This window comes from Nonomuraea candida, assembly GCF_000725485.1.
Classification (GTDB): Bacteria; Actinomycetota; Actinomycetes; order Streptosporangiales; family Streptosporangiaceae; genus Nonomuraea; species Nonomuraea candida.
Genome location: NZ_JOAG01000047.1, coordinates 70,004 through 85,367 on the forward strand (window position 1 = coordinate 70,004; position 15,364 = coordinate 85,367).

The 15,364-nt window shown below is 72.4% G+C and carries 15 protein-coding genes; 7 read left to right on the top strand and 8 right to left on the bottom strand.

Features of this window, described 5'->3' with window-relative positions; all coding sequences use genetic code 11:
- The first annotated feature begins 29 nt into the window (after positions 1–29).
- Positions 30–1,298, top strand: coding sequence for an MFS transporter (locus tag IO39_RS35690; RefSeq protein WP_043633068.1), 1,269 nt, complete (start codon positions 30–32; stop codon positions 1,296–1,298).
- 117 nt (positions 1,299–1,415) lie between these two features.
- Here IO39_RS35690 and IO39_RS35695 read toward each other — a convergent pair whose 3' ends face one another.
- The 3 genes from IO39_RS35695 to wrbA all read right to left on the bottom strand — a co-directional run bounded on the left by IO39_RS35695 (position 1,416) and on the right by wrbA (position 4,163).
- Positions 1,416–1,766, bottom strand: a complete 351-nt coding sequence (locus IO39_RS35695) for a hypothetical protein (protein ID WP_043633072.1) — start codon at positions 1,764–1,766, stop codon at positions 1,416–1,418.
- 185 nt (positions 1,767–1,951) lie between these two features.
- Positions 1,952–3,457: an MFS transporter gene (locus tag IO39_RS35700; protein WP_084774039.1), complete on the bottom strand. Its 1,506-nt coding sequence runs from the start codon at positions 3,455–3,457 to the stop codon at positions 1,952–1,954.
- Between the two features lie 25 nt (positions 3,458–3,482).
- Positions 3,483–4,163 carry an NAD(P)H:quinone oxidoreductase gene (gene wrbA / locus IO39_RS35705; protein WP_043633075.1) on the bottom strand — a complete coding sequence of 227 codons (681 nt, stop codon included), beginning with the start codon at positions 4,161–4,163 and terminating at the stop codon, positions 3,483–3,485.
- A 78-nt stretch (positions 4,164–4,241) separates the two neighbouring features.
- Between wrbA and IO39_RS35710 the strand changes: the two genes are divergently transcribed.
- A complete protein-coding gene (locus IO39_RS35710; protein WP_043633081.1) occupies positions 4,242–4,676 on the top strand; it encodes a MarR family winged helix-turn-helix transcriptional regulator in 435 nt (144 codons plus the stop codon).
- Positions 4,677–4,881: 205 nt separating this feature from the next.
- On the opposite strand, the gene IO39_RS35715 is transcribed toward IO39_RS35710, so the two are convergent.
- From IO39_RS35715 to IO39_RS35725, 3 genes are all read right to left on the bottom strand, one after another.
- Entirely contained in the window at positions 4,882–5,628 is a 747-nt protein-coding gene (locus IO39_RS35715; protein WP_043633085.1) for a hypothetical protein, read from the bottom strand.
- The gene (locus IO39_RS35720) at positions 5,621–6,205 is read right to left on the bottom strand and encodes an RNA polymerase sigma factor (RefSeq protein WP_245642482.1); all 585 of its coding nucleotides are present in this window, start codon (positions 6,203–6,205) and stop codon (positions 5,621–5,623) included. The genes IO39_RS35715 and IO39_RS35720 overlap by 8 nt, the downstream gene beginning before the upstream one ends.
- A gap of 195 nt (positions 6,206–6,400) precedes the next feature.
- Positions 6,401–6,877: a VOC family protein gene (locus IO39_RS35725; protein ID WP_043633091.1), complete on the bottom strand. Its 477-nt coding sequence runs from the start codon at positions 6,875–6,877 to the stop codon at positions 6,401–6,403.
- 233 nt (positions 6,878–7,110) lie between these two features.
- Here IO39_RS35725 and blaOXA point away from each other — a divergent pair, with 233 nt between their 5' ends.
- Complete coding sequence (gene blaOXA, locus IO39_RS35730) at positions 7,111–7,971, top strand: class D beta-lactamase (RefSeq protein ID WP_043633094.1); 861 nt, start codon at positions 7,111–7,113, stop codon at positions 7,969–7,971.
- Complete coding sequence (locus IO39_RS51270) at positions 7,968–9,242, top strand: MFS transporter (protein ID WP_052423790.1); 1,275 nt, start codon at positions 7,968–7,970, stop codon at positions 9,240–9,242. Before blaOXA ends, IO39_RS51270 begins: the two co-directional genes overlap by 4 nt.
- 3 nt (positions 9,243–9,245) lie before the next feature.
- Here IO39_RS51270 and IO39_RS35740 read toward each other — a convergent pair whose 3' ends face one another.
- Positions 9,246–13,064 (bottom strand): RHS repeat domain-containing protein, encoded by a 3,819-nt coding sequence (locus tag IO39_RS35740; RefSeq protein ID WP_052423791.1) that lies wholly within the window; start codon positions 13,062–13,064, stop codon positions 9,246–9,248.
- Between the two features lie 152 nt (positions 13,065–13,216).
- Between IO39_RS35740 and IO39_RS51275 the strand changes: the two genes are divergently transcribed.
- Both IO39_RS51275 and IO39_RS51280 read left to right on the top strand, forming a co-directional pair.
- A complete protein-coding gene (locus tag IO39_RS51275; protein ID WP_157549336.1) occupies positions 13,217–13,441 on the top strand; it encodes a hypothetical protein in 225 nt (74 codons plus the stop codon).
- A gap of 54 nt (positions 13,442–13,495) precedes the next feature.
- Positions 13,496–13,702, top strand: a complete 207-nt coding sequence (locus IO39_RS51280) for a hypothetical protein (protein WP_157549339.1) — start codon at positions 13,496–13,498, stop codon at positions 13,700–13,702.
- A 251-nt stretch (positions 13,703–13,953) separates the two neighbouring features.
- Here IO39_RS51280 and IO39_RS51285 read toward each other — a convergent pair whose 3' ends face one another.
- Positions 13,954–14,370, bottom strand: a complete 417-nt coding sequence (locus tag IO39_RS51285) for a hypothetical protein (protein ID WP_157549342.1) — start codon at positions 14,368–14,370, stop codon at positions 13,954–13,956.
- Positions 14,371–14,469: 99 nt separating this feature from the next.
- Between IO39_RS51285 and IO39_RS51290 the strand changes: the two genes are divergently transcribed.
- Positions 14,470–14,688, top strand: coding sequence for a hypothetical protein (locus IO39_RS51290; protein WP_157549345.1), 219 nt, complete (start codon positions 14,470–14,472; stop codon positions 14,686–14,688).
- Positions 14,689–15,364: the final 676 nt, after the last annotated feature.

A 15,364-nucleotide genomic window follows, 5' to 3' on the forward strand; every position in this document is an offset into this window, starting at 1 on the left:
AGCTCATCCCCCGTTGAAAGAGCTCTCTCGTGACCACGAACGCGCCTGCCCGGATCGGCGGCGTCCCGCGCCTTCAGGCCCAGCGCCGCTCCCTGATCGTCCTGGTGGCCGCTCAGGTCCTCAGCGGCCTCGGCCTGGCGGCCGGCGTGACCGTCGGCGCCCTGCTCGCGCAGGACGTGTTCGGCTCCACCGGCCTCGCCGGTCTGCCCAGCGCCGTGGGCACCGCCGGTTCCGCGCTCGCGGCCGTCGCCGTCGGGCGCCTGTCCCAAACCCGCGGCCGCCGCCCCGGCCTGGCCGCCGGGTACCTGGCCGGTGCTGCCGGCAGCGCGGGTGTCATCGCCGCCGCCGTCGCCGGCAACCCGCCACTGCTCCTTCTCGCGCTGTTCGTCTACGGCGCCGGCATGGCCACCAACCTGCTGGCCCGCTACGCCGGCGCCGATCTGGCCGCCCCCGCGCACCGGGCCCGCGCCGTGTCCACCGTGCTGGTCGCCACCACCCTGGGCGGCGTGGCCGGTCCGACCCTCGCCGCACCCGCCGGCGACCTCGCCCGCCTGCTCGGCATCCCCCTCCTGGCCGGGCCGTTCCTCCTCGCCGGCGCCGCCTACGCGCTGGCCGCTCTGGTCCTGGCCGTCTGGCTGCGCCCCGACCCGCTGCTGCTGGCCCGCGCCCTGGAGGCCGAAACCACCGCCGCCCCGCGCACGCGGCCGGACGACGCCGATGGCCGCCCGCGTCCGGCGGCCGGGAGGCGCCGCCCCGGGATGCCGGCCGGCGTGCTGGTCATGACGCTCACCCAGCTGGTCATGGTCGCCATCATGACCATGACCCCCGTTCACATGCACGGCCACGGCCACGGCACCGCCGCCTCCGGCCTCGTCATCGCCATCCACATCGGTGCGATGTACCTGCCCTCGCCCCTGACCGGCTGGCTCGTCGACCGCTACGGCCGCCTCGTGATCGCCGCCGCCTCCGGGCCGGTCCTCCTGGCCGCCGGAATCGTCGCCGCCGCCGCTCCCGACGACTCCGTCGCCGCGTTCGCGGCCGCCCTCGCCCTGCTGGGGCTGGGCTGGAACTTCGGCCTGGTCGCCGGCACCGCGATCATCACCGACGCCGCCCCGCCGGCCGTCCGCGCGAAGATCCAGGGCTGGGCCGACGTCTCCATCTCCGTCGCCGGCGCCACCGGAGGCATGGCCTCGGGCCTCGTCGTCGCCGGCGCGGGCTACCCGCTCCTCGCCGTCGGCGGCGGCCTCCTGGCGCTGGCCATCGTGCCCGCGGTGGTCACCGCGGCGCGCGCCCGGTGAGCGCCGGCCCCCTTCGCCGCGGGTGAGCCCGGCGGATCGGCGGCGCGGATCTCACCGGGCTCGATCACGCGCAGATAGGCGCCCGGCCGTGCGTGGCGGCATTCTCCGGCGGCCGCCTCAGCGGTCGAGGTAGTCGTGGCGCTCGTCGGCGGGGACGATGTGCACCCGGCCGTCGTGCACCTGCCACTCGGTCCGGCCGTGCATGTCGTGGGACACGAGGAAGAGCCCGGCCACGCGGTCGCCGTCCGCGTCGGCGGCCGGCAGCGCGGCGGCCTGCCGGATCACGCCGAGCAACTCGTCGACGTGTCGCTCGCGGACCGCCCGCGCGTAGCAGGCGGCATCGAGCCAGCCGCCCCGGGGGAAGGCCCAGCCGGGGTCCGGCGCTTCGCCGAGGATGCGCTCGAACGCGCGTCTCTGGCTGTCGTGGTGGAACTCCAGCCATCCCCGGACGTGAACCCACACCCCCATGTCAGCCCCCTGTCGCCGGCCAGTCTGGCAGCGTCCCGGCGGCGGAAAGCCGGCCGAGCGCCGTACAGATATTCACATATGGCGACAAAGCGCATCCGCTGGGAGTTGCGGCGGGACCGGCCCGGCCCGGGAACGACCATGCCGAGCAGCGCTTGGAGGCGTCTGTGTCAATGCCGAAGAAGAGCTCACGGCTCATCACCGTCGACGGAGCCGTCCACCGCTGGCGAGTCAGCCACAACCCCGGCCCCGGCCCCGACGGCGGCCCGCCCTCGCCGGTGCCGGGGCAGCAGCATGCTGACGACGGCGATGGCCAGGCCGAGTCCGGCCGCCATGAGGAAGACCAGCTCGTAGCCGGCGGCGAGCGCGGCCGCCGGCGGGGAGCCTTCGCCGGTCTCCGATGCGGCTCTGGCGCCGGCGGCCGTCGCGAGCACCGCCAGGCCGATCGACCCGCCCACCTGGCCGGCGGTCTGGGCCAGGCCGCCGGCGATCCCCGTATCGCTCCCGGGAACGTCGGCGGTCGCCGCGGCCATGAGGGTGGGAAAGGTCAGCCCGATGCCGGCCGCGACGAGCAGGGTGGGCCCGAGCACGCCGGTGACGTAGCCGCTGCCGGCGTCGGCCAGGGAGAGCCAGCCGAATCCGGCCAGGAAGCAGGCGCCGCCGGACAGCAGCAGCGGCCGCACGCCGGTGCGCGGCAGCAGGGCGGCGGCCCAGCGCGCGACCACCATGAACATCACCGCCGCGGGCGTCTGCCCGAGCCCTGCCTCCAGCGCGCTGCCGCCGAGGACGTTCTGCAGGAAGAGCGAGGTGAAGTACCACATCGCGATGGTGATCCCGCCGAACATCAGCAGGAGGCCGTTGGCGACCGCCACCCCCCGGATCCTGAACAGCCGCAGGGGCACCATCGGCTGGGCGGCGAAGCGCGCCTCCACCACGATGAAGACGGCGAGCAGGACCAGGCCCGCCACGACCGGCACGAGGACCGGCCCGGACGACCAGCCGTGATCGGCGCTCTGCATGACCCCGTAGATCAGCGCGGCCGGCCCCGCCGTCCCCGTGACCGCGCCCGCGAGGTCGAGCGACCCCCGCCGGCCGGCTCGCGTGCCGGCCAGCGACATCATGGCCGCGGCGATCAGCACCGCGCCGATGGGCACGTTGATGAGGAAGACCCACCGCCACGACAGGCCGGTGGTGATGGCGCCGCCCGCGACCGCGCCGACCAGCCCGCCCACGCCACCCGCGGCGGACCACGCGCCGAACGCCCTGGCCCGCGCGCCCGGATCGGTGAAGGAGGTGTTGATCACGGCCAGCGTGGCCGGGGCCATCATGGCGGCTCCGGCGCCCTGCGCGAGGCGGGCCGCCACCAGGACCTCCGGAGCGGTCGCCAGGCCGCCGGCCAGGCTCGACGCGGAGAACACGATCATCCCGGCGACCAGCGTCCGGCGCGGGCCGTACAGGTCGGCGGCGCGGCCGCCCAGCAGCATCAGGCCGCCGAAGGTGAGCAGGTAGCCGTTCACCACCCAGGCCAGGCCGGTGGCCGTGAAGCCGAGGTCCTCGCACACCGAGGGCAGGGCCACGTTCACGATGGACGAGTCCAGGATCACCATGAACTGGCAGGCGCACGCCAGCGCCAGGACCAGCCAGGCGGGCCCGGTGTGCGGCCCGGGCCGCCGCGTCGCGATGTCGGTCGTCATGACGTCCCCCGTGCCGTCCCGTCGCTCACGCGGTCCGGGAGGCCGGCACGGCCAGGGCTTCGCGGACGCCCCCGCTGTCCGCGGCGGCATCGGTGACGGGCCCGCCTCCCAGCAGCCGGATGGTGATCCGGGCCAGCCGCCGCCCCTGGTACCTGGCCGCTTCCAGCACCGCGAGGTCCGGGCCCTCTCCGGCCGGGCCGGTCACGTGCGACGTGCCGTAGGGATTGCCGCCGGCGGCGTACACGGCCGGATCGGTGAATCCGGGCGGCACGATCAGGGCTCCCCAGTGGTAGAAGACGTTGCCCAGCGACAGGATCGTGGCCTCGCTGCCGCCGTGCCGGTTGAACGCCGAGGTGAAGGCCGTGACCGGCTTGTCGGCCAGGCCGCCTTCGTGCCACAACCCGCCGGCCTGGTCGATGAACTGCTTGAGCTGCGCGGCAGGAGCGCCGAACCGCGTCGGCGTCCCGAACGCGAACGCGTCGGCCCACGCCAGGTCGTCGATCGAGGCCTCGGGGATCGCCCCGGCGGCATCGGCGTGCTGCCGCCACAGCGGGTTCTGGTCGATCGCGCTGTCGGGCGCCAGCTCGGCGACGCGGCGCAGCCGCACCTCGGCCCCGGCGGAGGCGGCACCCTCGGCGACGGCCCGCGCGAGTGCGTGCACCGCGCCTGTCGCGCTGTAGTAGATGACGGCGACCTTCACGGTCATGCCCGGCTCCTCGATGTCGGGTAACATTGGTTATGCGCATAATAATTATGCGCATAACCAATATGTCAAGGAGCGCCCATGGACTTCGAGCACGCCGACGCCATCAACCAGGCCATCCGCCTGTTGAGCCTGCGCCACCGGGCCAGGGCCGCATCACTGCTGGCCCCGCTCGGCCTGCACCCCGGCCAGGAGGCGCTGCTGCTCGAACTCGCCCGGCACGGCCCGATGATCCAGGCCCAGCTCAGCGAGGCGCTCGGTTGCGAGCCGCCCAGCGTGACGCTCATGACCCGCAAGCTCGAAGCCGGCGGCCACATCCGCCGCGCGCCCGCCCCCTCCGACAGGCGCGCGAGCATCGTCGAGCTCACCGACAGCGGCAAGGCCCTGGCCGAGCAGGTCAAGCAGCTCTGGTGCGCGCTGGCGGAGGAGACCGTGCGGGGGCTGCCCGCCGCGACCGTGGCCGAACTGCCCGGCATCCTCAACACCTTGACCGGCAACGTGGACACCAGGCGCTAGCGACGGCGCGCCCGCGCGGCGGGGGCCGGGCGTGACCAGCGGAGCGGAACCAGCGGAGCGGAACCAGCGGGACGGAACCAGCGGGACGGAACCAGCGGGGCGGAACCGGCGCGGCCTCATGTCTTGGCCGGGTCGCCCGCCCCACGGGTGGGCAGGCCCCCGCGCCGCCCGGTTTCGCCCGGACCTCGCGGCGCGGGGGCGCGGATCAGTTGCCGGGCGGTGGCGTGGCGTCGCCGATGTCGCCGGCCGAGGGGTCCGCCACGACGTCGCACGGCTCAACGGGCCCGGTCGTCAGCCGCCCGCTGAACTGCCAGGCGGCCCCGGGACGCTCCGCCGTGGGCGTGACCGGGTTCTCCATGACCTCGATCATCGCGATCTGGCCCGGCTTGATGTGGCGGGGGTAGATGGTGATGCCGTCCTCAGGGCGGATCGCCTGGAAAGAGGGCGACTTCTCCAGCCTCTCCCGGACCCGGGCCCGCGTGGCGGCATCGTCGCTCAGCAGCTCCTTCTCGGTCGCGCCGAAGTCGTCGCCCGCCAGGGCGGGCGCGCGGTCGTTTCCGCAGCGCTTGCCGAGGGGCAGGTAGGTGATGTCGGCCGTCACCCCCCACGCCGCCAGCTCCTTCTCGATGCGCTCGGGGTCCCGGAACTCGTAGATCTTGAGGTTGATCGATCCGTCCTGGTTCTTCGCCAGCGCGTACGCCGGCTGGGCCGAGCCGAGCAGGGAGGGCACGGCCACGCCCGCCGCGACGGCCGCCGCCACGACAGCGCCCACCGCGAGCCGCCGCCCGCTCAGGAACGGCCGCCGCGCGTGCCGGTCGAAGGAGAGCAGCCCTCTCCAGCTCCGGTCACGTGGCGCCGCGGCCGCCTCGCGGATGAGCCGCTGCCGTTGCCGCGCCAGGGAGGCGGGGGGCTCGTGCTCCAGCTCCTTGATGAGCGTCTTCAGTTCATCCATGATCGTGCTCCTCCAACGGGTTGATTTCGCCCAGGGTGCGGCGAACCTTGCGCCGGGCCCGGTTGAGTCGTGACTTGACCGTGCCGACCGGGATGCCCAGCGCGCGGGCCGCCTCCTCGTAGGTCATGTCGCTCCAGGCGACCAGAAGCAGGACGTCCCGGTCGCCTCGCGACAGCTGCGCGAGCGCGTTCAGCAGGTCCGTCCGCGACCCTTGCGCGGTCAGATCACGCGTGATCGCCTCTTCCGGCCCCTCGACCGGCCGCGCCGGGCCCTGCCGCTCCAGCGCCCGGTAGCGGCTGACCTCGGTCCGGCGATGGGCGGTGATGAGCTTGGTCGCGATGCCCAGCAGCCAGGGCCGGGCCTCGCGATAGGAGATGTCGTACGCCGCACGCCTGCGGAACGCGATCAGGAACGTCTCTCCGACGAGGTCGTCGGCGAGCTCCGGTCCGAGCCGGAAGGAGATGTACCTGTAGAGCATCGCGGCGTAGCGGTCGAACAGGGTGGCGAACTGCTCCGGATCATCAAGGGAACTGGTGATGATCTCGGAGTCCACCACCAACGGTGACGTGTCGGTCACCATAGATCATCTATTTTCGGCACTGAACCCCCTTCGAGATGTCACCTGTGTCTTGTCGAAAGGGGTGGAAGTGTTCACGGTCGTTTCCGCGTCACTCAGGACGTGGCGCGGGGAACGGCGGAGGGCACGCCGCCCATGGCAAGGGGCGCCGACTTCACGATCGTCGACGCCCCGTCACGTGGTGCCCCGTCAGGGTCAGACCTCGGGCCGCCGGTCACCGTCCGTGCCGAAGCCTTCGAGCGCCTCGCGCTCCTCAAGGGTGCGCAGCTCCTGGAAGACCGTGATGTGCAGGCCCGCGGGCGCGTCCAGCCGGGCGTTGAGCGACTGCCAGGGCGTCACGGTGGGCGGCGCCACTTCCCGCGCACCGGCCGACACGAGCCGCTCGGTGGTGCCGCGCGCGTCGTCCACCTCGAACGCCACCCGGATCTTCGGCGCCACCTGGCGGCCCACCTCGACGTCGTCGATCATCTTCTTCTGCGCGGGGTTCGCGATCTCCAGGGTGGCGCGCCCGGCGTCCAGGATCACCACCTCCGCGCCGTCCCCGCCGGAGAACGCGGCCTGCTCCGGCAGGCCCAGCACGTCGCGGTAGAACGCCACCGCGGCCTCGTAGTCCTCGGCCTCCACCACCAGCCGGAGCTGGCGGACCGGACGGCCCTCGGCGGGCGCACTCATGGGCTCTCCTCCAGGGAATGGGACGTTCGTCTCAGCCGCGGCCGTACCAGTCCTCGGCCTGTCAGAAATACCAGAACCCGACGCCCAGCGCGAACACCGCCCAGAACGCGCACGACAACGTCCGTGGCGGGTTGCCGGAGCCGGCGGAGACCTGCGGTGATACCGATTCACATATCGGTCTTCCGTCAATATCAATATTGGACAGTAACGATGTCCTGTGATGTTCTCTGCGCATGAAGAAAGCGTTCCCCCAGGTCCTGTGCGCCGCCGTGCTCGCCTCGCTCACCCTGCTCGGCAGCCCCGCGTACGCCGGCACCCCGAGCGGCGCCATCGTCGCGGCGGCCAATGAGGCCGGGCCGGGCGCGGTCGTGCGCGACGACCTGCGCGCGGTGTTCGACACGGCGGGCGTACGCGGCACGTTCGCGCTGCTCGACGTGACGTCCAGGAAGACGACCGTGGTGGACCGGCGGCGCGCCGGGACGCCGATGGTGCCCGCCTCCAGCTTCAAGGTGCCGCACGCGCTGGTCGCGCTGGAGACGGGCGCGGTCAAGAGCCCCGACGAGGTGATCCCCTGGGACGGCACGCCGCAGCCGTTCCCCGAGTGGGAGCAGGACATGAGCATGCGGGAGGCCGTCCGCGTCTCGAACGCGGCGGCGTTCCAGGTGATCGCCCGCCGCGTGGGCCTGCAGCGCGAACGGCAGTGGCTGCACCGCCTGGGCTACGGCAACCGGCAGGTCGGAACGGTGGTGGACCGGTTCTGGCTGGACGGCCCGCTGAAGATCTCCGCGGTGGAGCAGGCCGGGTTCATGCGGCGGCTGGCCGCCGGGCGGCTGCCCGCCTCGCGCGAGCACCAGCGCACCGTCCGCGACCTGATCCTCCAGGAGAAGAAGGACGGGTACGCGCTGTACGCCAAGTCGGGCTGGCAGAACGCCCCCGGCACCGGCACGGGCTGGTGGGCCGGGTGGGTCGAGCGCGGCGGACGCGTGTACGCCTTCGCGCTGAACATGGACATCGCCAAGGACGGCGACGCCGCCAAGCGCGCCCCGCTCGCGCGTGAACTGCTGCACCGGCTGAACGTCCTGCCCTCCGCGTGACCGCGTCCTCCCCCTCCGGCCACGGCGACCGTCACACGGTCGCCGTGGTCGTCGCCATTCAGGCGGCCATCTCGCTGGGCTACTTCGCGGCGATGGCGCACGTCGTCATCCATCTCAGGGACGACCTGGGACTGGCCGCCGGGACGATCGGCCTGGTGCTGGCGCTGCGCAACCTGGTGCAGCACACGCTCTCCCTGCCGGTCGGCGCGCTGGTGGACGTGCTCGGCCCGGTGCGGACGGGAGTCCTCGCGTGCCTGCTGCGCGCGGCCGGGTTCGTGCTGCTGGGCAGCACGCCCGCGCTGCCCTGGCTGGTCGTCGCGGCGGTGTTGCTGGGGACGGGCGGGGCGCTGTTCCATCCGGCGGCGCAGGCGCTGCTGGCCGGGCTCGCCGAACGGCGGCGGGCCCGCGGATTCGCCGCGTACACGATGACGTTGCAGGTGGCGGCGGTGCTCGGCCCGGTACTCGGGCTGGTGCTGCTGAACGCCGGCTACTGGCTGGTGGCGCTGACGGCGGCCGCGCTGTGGCTCTTCGCGGCGTTCCTGTTCTCTCTGCTGCGCCACGTCCCGCGCCCCGCAGCCATAAGCCCCGCAGCCATAAGCCCCGCAGCCATGGGCCCCGCAGCCATGAGCGGGGTCGCCTCCGGCGTGCGGACGGTGCTGCGCGACCGGGTCTTCGTCTGGTTCGCCGCCGTGTCGGCGCCCGTGATGCTGCTGACGGACCAGCCGGCGGTGCTGGTGCCGCTCGGCGGCGTGGACGCGGGGGCGGTGACCGTGTTCTCCTGCGTGCTGGCCATGGTGTCGGCGGCGGTGCAGCCGTGGTGCGCGGTGCCCGGCCGCGCCGACCGGCCCCGCGTGCTGCGCGCGGGGCTGTTGCTCGCCGCGGGCGGCCATCTGCTGCTGGCCACCGGCGCGGGCGGCGGGCTGGCGGGGCTGGTGGTGGTGGCCGTGCTGCACGGGCTCGCCGACGGCCTGCTGCAGCCGGCGGTGTTCCAGACGATCGCCAGGCTCGCCCCGCCGGAGCGTTTCGGGGCCTACCTGGGCGTGCAGACGTTCCTCTCCGGCCTGCTCGCGTTCGCCGGCGGCATCGCCGTGAGCTGGTCGTTCGAGAGGGGGCCGGGCGGGGCGACGGCGGCGCTGGCCGTCCTGGCGCTGACCGCCTGCGTCGCGGCGGCCTGCACCCGCTCGCTCCCCGGACCTGGGGCCGGCGCCCCGGGACGCAAAGCGCCACCGGCGCGGGACCCTGAAGGTCCCGCGCCGGCCGCTCGGAGATGAGGGTCAGCCGAGGCCGCCCAGGAAGAAGTCGAAGAAGTCGGCGATGTCGTCGCCGAGCTTCCCGCCACGCATGCCCAGGTGGCCCATGGCCCCTCGCCTGGTGTTGACCTCCATCTCGATCTTCTCGGGCTTGAAGATCTGCTTCTGGCCCTGGCCGCTGCCGCCGCCGTTCGGCAGGTTCGACGGCGGCCTGCCCTGCGGGTACATCCGGCCGTTGCCGTACACGGTGTACGACTGGGTCGGCTGCACGCTGCCGTCGTTGCGGTAGACCTGGCTCGGCCGTGGCTTCGCCGGCTGCCTGGTCGCCTTCGGCGGCGACTGCCGCTGCACCGAGCGATGGCTGGTCGGCCGGCTCGCCGGGCGTGAACGCGCCTGCTGGATACCCCTGGGAAGGTAGCCGTTGCGGCGGTTGTACCGCTGCCTGTTCAGCACCCTCTTCTTCGCCGCCGCCGCCTGCCGCGCCTTCTTCGCGGCCTCCCGGCGGGCGGCCAGCGCCGCGCGGCGCTTGGCGGCCGCCTCGCGGGCCCGATCCGCCGCCTCCCGTGCCCGTTTCCTGGCCGCTGCCAGCCGCTTGCGCTTGGCCTCGGCGGCGGCCCGCTTCCTGGCCGCCTCCCTGGCCCGCTTCTTGGCCTCTTCCCTGGCCCGCTTCCTGGCCTCCTCCAGGGCCTTCTTCCTGGCCTCCTCCCTGGCCCTGCGGATGGCCGCCTGGCGCGCGGCGCGCTGTGCCGCCTTCTTGGCGAGGTAGCGGGCGCCGACCCGGACGCCGATGGCCACCACGACCCACACCCACTGCCCGTCGGGGTCGCTCATGGCGACGGGGCTGTTGCTGGCGTAGGCGTAGGCGTTGAGCTGCTGCGGATCGGTGTCGTCGATGATCGGGTCCACCGACAGGAACCGGCCGAGCTTGGGGTCGTACTCGCGGGCGCCCAGGTGGACGAGCCCGGTCGAGGCGTCCTTCGTGCCGCCGACGAACCCGCGTTGCCCGGGCCACCACGGTGGCGGTGCCCCCCGGTCCTCGCCGAACGGGGTCTGCCTGCGCACGGCCAGCTCGCCGTTGCCCGCGTTGACGGCGGCCTGCGCGGTGCCCTGGTGGTCGTTGGCCAGGAAGTAGACCTGGTTGTCCGGCGTGCGGACCGCGATGGGCTCGTCGTTGATGGTGTAGTAGCGGGTCTGCTCGACGGTGTCCTTGGCGTAGTCGAGCCGCAGCTCCATGTCGTCGATGTAGAGGGTGGCGTCGGTGGGCGTCTTGCGGATCAGCCGGTCGCCCTCCGCGTCGTAGATGAACGACGTGGTCTTGCCCGCCTCGGTCACCGACGCCAGGTTGCCCTCGGCGTCCCACACGAGGCTCTGGTCGGAGGTGCCGACCTTGCGCCTGGTCGTGTTGCCCGCCGCGTCGTACTCGAACAGGTCCTGCCCGACGGTCTGCAGCGCGTGCGGCTGCTTGCCGCCCGGCTGGGGGTAGGTGTAGTCGCGCACCTGCTCGCCCCCGCTGCCGAAGGCGTGCTTGGTCTCCTTGATCCGGTTGCCGGTGACGTCGTAGGCGTAGCTGACCGCGTACGGGGCCACGCCGCCGATCGTGGCGGAGCGCGGACCGCCGCTCGCGCAGTCGTCCGTGGCCGTCCACGCCGAGGTCAGCCGGCGCAGGTGGTCATAGGTGAAGCACTGCGTGTCCTGGTTCGCCCGATCGTCGATCTTGGTGATGTTGCCGATGGCGTCGTAGCTGTAGTTGACGTCCAGGTCGGTCTTGGTCGTGCCCTCGCGGTCCAGCCGCATGCTGGTCAGCCTGCGGGTGGACTCGTCGTGGGTGTAGGTGAGCCAGGTCTTCTTCCCGTTGTCGCCCAGCTCGTACTGGAGGGTCTCGCCGAGCTTGGAGTAGCGGGTCGCGCTCACGTACGCCGACAGGCCGGTGACCTTGACCGGCTGGTTGAGCTGGTCGTAGGTGTAGACGACCTGCTCCTCGGCCAGCCCGCCGACGCCGGGGAAGCTGACCGACTGCACCTGCCCGCCGAGCGTGTAGCGGGTGTTGAGCTGGTAGGAGCCCGCCAGCTTGCCCTCCCGCGCGGGGATGGTGACGGTCTCGCGCAGCGGGCGGTAGTCGACGTCGATGGCGTCGATCTCCGCCGTGTACGCCTGCCCGTCCACGTACCGGATGCTGGCGTTGAGGTGCCCCTTGGCCAGGGCGTCGTACTTCCACTCGGCCAGCAGCGGCCCCGTGGCGGAGCCCTCGCGCATCTCCGTCTTGCGGCCCAGCGTGTCGTAGCCGTACCAGAGCGTCCTGCCCCGCGAGTCGGTCGTCGAGACCAGCTCGTCGGCGTCGTTGTACGTCATCGTCGTGACGCCCTTGTCCGGGTCCTCCGTCCTGATCTCCCGGCCGCGGAAGTCGTAGTGGTGCCGCCAGACGTTGCCCGCCGGGTCGGTCACCGTGGACAGGCGCCCGGCGTGGTCGTAGGTGTACTTGGTGGACTCGTACTCGCCGGTCGGGGTCGCGCCCCGGTACTTCTCCACGCCCTTGACCTTGAGGAGCTGGGCGTTGGCGTCGCCCACGCCGTCGAACAGCGTCACGACCTGGTTCGGCACGTCGGTGTCGGCCACCGCGAGCAGGGCGGTCGCGGGGGCGCCGGTGGCGAAGTAGCCGGTGTTCTGCTTGTACTCCTCGCCCTGGGAGTTGTAGAAGGTGTCGGTGATCGTGCGGCCGTCCCGCAGCGCCGGGTCCTGCGTCTGGTCGTCCGCGGGCGCCGGCTCCTGGGTCTGGCGCTCGCGCATCAGGCCGTCGAACAGCTCGTGGCTCTCGGTGTATCCGCCGTCGGCGCGCAGCGTCCTGGTGGTGACGACGCTGGGGCCGTCGGCCCGCATGGTGTAGGAGTACTCGGTGCTGGGCGACTGCCCGGCGGCCTTGTTGCGGTCGGGCTGCCACACCTTGACCAGCCGGCCGAGCGCGTCGTACTCCATGTCGGTGCGGCGGTTGTTGGTGTCGAGCTCGCCGACGGGCTCGCCCCACGCCGGCTCCAGGAACGTGCGATCGACGTGACCGAGCTGGTTCGTCTCCTTGATCTCGGTCGCCAGGGCGCCCGCGGCCGGGGTGTAGCTGGTCACGGTCCTGGTGCCGGCCGTGTCGGTCTCGCTGGTCTCGCGGCCGTAGACGTCGTAGGTGTGCGTGGTGTCGGTGATCGTGGTGCCGTCGGCGTTGACGACCTGCTGCACCGAGGTCACGTCGCCCTTGCTCGGCGCCTGGCCGAACGCCTTGCCGTCGTACTGGACCTTCTCGTCGGAGATCAGCTCTCCGGCGGCGAGCGTGGACACGGACGCGGCGCAGGGGGCGGCCACCTTCTGCACGCGGCTGGTGTAGTCGAGCATCCAGCTCGTGTCGTTGCGGGCGTAGGTGTAGCGGGTGCACCGGTCGTCGTCCGCGGTGGTCAGGTCGCCCTTCTCCTCGACCTGGGTGAGCAGGCCCTTGGCGTCGTACGTGCGCGCCTCGCCGGTGCGCCGCCACTTGCCGCCGGGCAGCGCGGTGCGGGTGGCCATGGACGCGGCTTCGACCACGTACGCGGCCTTGGTGACGCCGCCCTGCGTGGACTCGGCGGTCTTGACCGACCACGGCGTCTCGACGGTGGCCTTCAGCAGGGCGCCGCCGTCGCCGTCGTACAGCATCTCCTCGCGCTCGAAGCCCGCGTACTGGTCGAGGTCGTCCAGCCTGCCGCCCTCGGAGTCCTCGATCTGCACGCTGCGCTTGGTGCCGTCGGCCTGCTTGTCGCCGTGCATGCCGCGGAAGTAGCGGAACTCCGTCAGGGTGCGCTTGGTGTCCTGGCCGTCGCCCTCGCGCACCCGGACCCGGCCGAAGCCGCGGAAGTCCGACCACGTGCGGTGCTCGGGCTTGACCAGGATGTTGGAAGCACCGCTTGGTGTTCTTGTCGGCGGCGGGCAGCGCGCCCGCCGCGCACTCGGCCGGCGCGTAGTTGACCCGCAGCTCGCCGCCCGTGCCGTTGTCGACGGACTGGACGCGCCACTTCACCAGCGGCGCGCGGCCCTCGGTCGCGTCCACCCGGTTGGGCAGCTGCACGCCCCTGAACGTGGTCTTCGGCAGCGTGATCGTGCCGCCCACGTGGCCGGTCTGCTGGATGGAGGCCAGCCACAGCGCCGGGCTCAGCCCGTCACCGGTGGCGGGGAACTGGTGGGCCAGCGCCCAGGAGTCCACCGGGTAGTACTGCCCGGCGGCGTTGAGCACCTGGGTGGTGACCTTGGTCAGCCGCTTGCGGGTGAAGAACGTGGGAGCCAGGCGGTCCACGCACTTCACGCCGGCGTCGCAGATCTGGTCGAACGGCACGTCCGGCCAGCGGCTCGCGGTCTCCTTCTTCAGCTCGGCGGCCGCGCAGGTGACGGTGCCGCCGGGCAGGCAGCGCTCGGCCACCTCGAACAGCACGCGGGCCGCCGGCGCCTTGGTGAACAGCTCGCCGCTCAGGTAGCCGTAGTCGATGCGGGTCAGGTACGCGTGCCGGTCGTACACCGTGCCCAGTTCGGGCTTGGAGTTGCGGCCGTAGTGGTTCTTCTCCTGGGCGTACCAGTAGGTGGTCGCGTTGCCGTGGGTGTCCACGGCGTAGTCGAGGTTCCACCGGTAGCCCTGCTGGCACCAGGCGTTGGCCGGGGTGCTGCTGTAGCAGGGCTCGCCGCTGTTGTTGCCGAACACCGGCACCGTCTGCACCGACTTGGTCTCGGCCTAGCCGGGCAGGCGGTTCAGGCCGAAGGTGTACTGGGTGCCGTCGGCGGTGGTGACCCGCCAGTGCTCGCCGTTGTTGTCGCCGTTGGCCGCGCCGGTGAGGGCTTCGACGCGGGTGCCGTCGTCGCGCTTGGGCCGCCACTGCTTGGTCGTGGCGTCCTTGATCAGCTCGATCGACGAGCCGCCCAGCGACAGCACCGCGTTGTCCTGGTCCCAGCACAGGTCGCCGGTCTTCTTGCCGTCGAGCGTGCAGGACTTGTAGCGGCGCTCGATGTAGCCGCCGGGGCTGAGCTCGAAGCCGTCACCGGCCCAGGACGCCTGGTTGTTGGTGGCGGCGGTACGGCCGTCCAGGCTCTGCGAGGAGTAGGCCAGCGACAGCTCCGGCTCGTCGCCGCCCAAAGAGGGCGGCGTGCGCATGTCGTAGCTCCAGGTGAAGTCGCCGGTCTGGGTGCCGACGCCGAGCCGGGCGCCGTAGTCGCCGCCGTAGGCGTAGAGGCCGCCTTCGCGGGGGCGAGCTTGACGGGGAAGTCGCCGGCCACGGCCTTGGCGCTCGCGCCGACGCCCAGCTCGGCCTTCTGCGGCTTGGGCCAGGTGACGGCCGGCGCCGCCCGCCACGCCCGCTCGGCGGCGGGATCCGCCTGCGGCGCGCGCGCCGGCACGCTCGTGCCCTTGACCGGGGTCTCCTTCTGCACCTGCGGGGCCGAGCGGGACTCGGCCGCCGCGGGCATGGCGTAGGCCAGGGGCAGCACGAGGACCATCGACAGAGCGGCCGCCAGGCGGCGCGGCCACGGGGACTCGGGCTTGGCCACGTCCCGGAAGGCGTTCCAGGACCCATCCGGAAGGTGAGGTTTGTCGGGTTCGGGTAAGCGATTCCAGCGGGATTCGGGCAGGTCGAACTCATCCTGCGGGTCCATGAACCTCTCCCAGCGAGGGTGGGGGAACTTACTGGACTGCCAACGTGGGGAGCTGCTCGGCGCTCAGGACGCCGTCGTAGGGGTGAATGTTGTCCACGGTCCCCGACCGAGTGGCCGGTGAGGACGCTCCACATATGCGCCTCACCCATGCCGAGCAGGGGTTACGCCCGAGGCGGGAGGCCGCCCGGCCTCTCCGCGATCTTCTGTTGACGATCGGATTGTCACTCCGGCGTGCCCACGGGCCCCTGGTTCTGGTCATTCTGCTCAAAGATTTCTTCATGACCGCACTATGGGAGCGAGAATCTCGTCAGACCGGCATTGATCGCCTTCCCGGCCCGGATCAGGCGGCCGACGCCCCTCCCGGGTGGATCGCGTCGAGGAGCTCGGCTCTCGTAGGACGGTTGCGTCCACGGGAGTGGTGTACGAGTTTGACCTGGTCAAGAGGCGTGGCGTCGTGAAATGAAGACGGCCATCGAGTGATCCTTCGAGTAGCTAGA

What these genes read in the sequence shown, in the direction of transcription:
- IO39_RS35695 (WP_043633072.1), bottom strand. Translation starts at nt 1,766, where the DNA reads ATGGGGGTGTGGGTTCACGTCCGGGGATGGCTGGAGTTCCACCACGAC.
- IO39_RS35700 (WP_084774039.1), bottom strand. Translation starts at nt 3,457, where the DNA reads ATGACGACCGACATCGCGACGCGGCGGCCCGGGCCGCACACCGGGCCC.
- wrbA (WP_043633075.1), bottom strand. Translation starts at nt 4,163, where the DNA reads ATGACCGTGAAGGTCGCCGTCATCTACTACAGCGCGACAGGCGCGGTG.
- IO39_RS35710 (WP_043633081.1), top strand. Translation starts at nt 4,242, where the DNA reads ATGGACTTCGAGCACGCCGACGCCATCAACCAGGCCATCCGCCTGTTG.
- IO39_RS35715 (WP_043633085.1), bottom strand. Translation starts at nt 5,628, where the DNA reads ATGGATGAACTGAAGACGCTCATCAAGGAGCTGGAGCACGAGCCCCCC.
- IO39_RS35725 (WP_043633091.1), bottom strand. Translation starts at nt 6,877, where the DNA reads ATGAGTGCGCCCGCCGAGGGCCGTCCGGTCCGCCAGCTCCGGCTGGTG.
- blaOXA (WP_043633094.1), top strand. Translation starts at nt 7,111, where the DNA reads ATGAAGAAAGCGTTCCCCCAGGTCCTGTGCGCCGCCGTGCTCGCCTCG.
- IO39_RS51285 (WP_157549342.1), bottom strand. Translation starts at nt 14,370, where the DNA reads ATGCGCACGCCGCCCTCTTTGGGCGGCGACGAGCCGGAGCTGTCGCTG.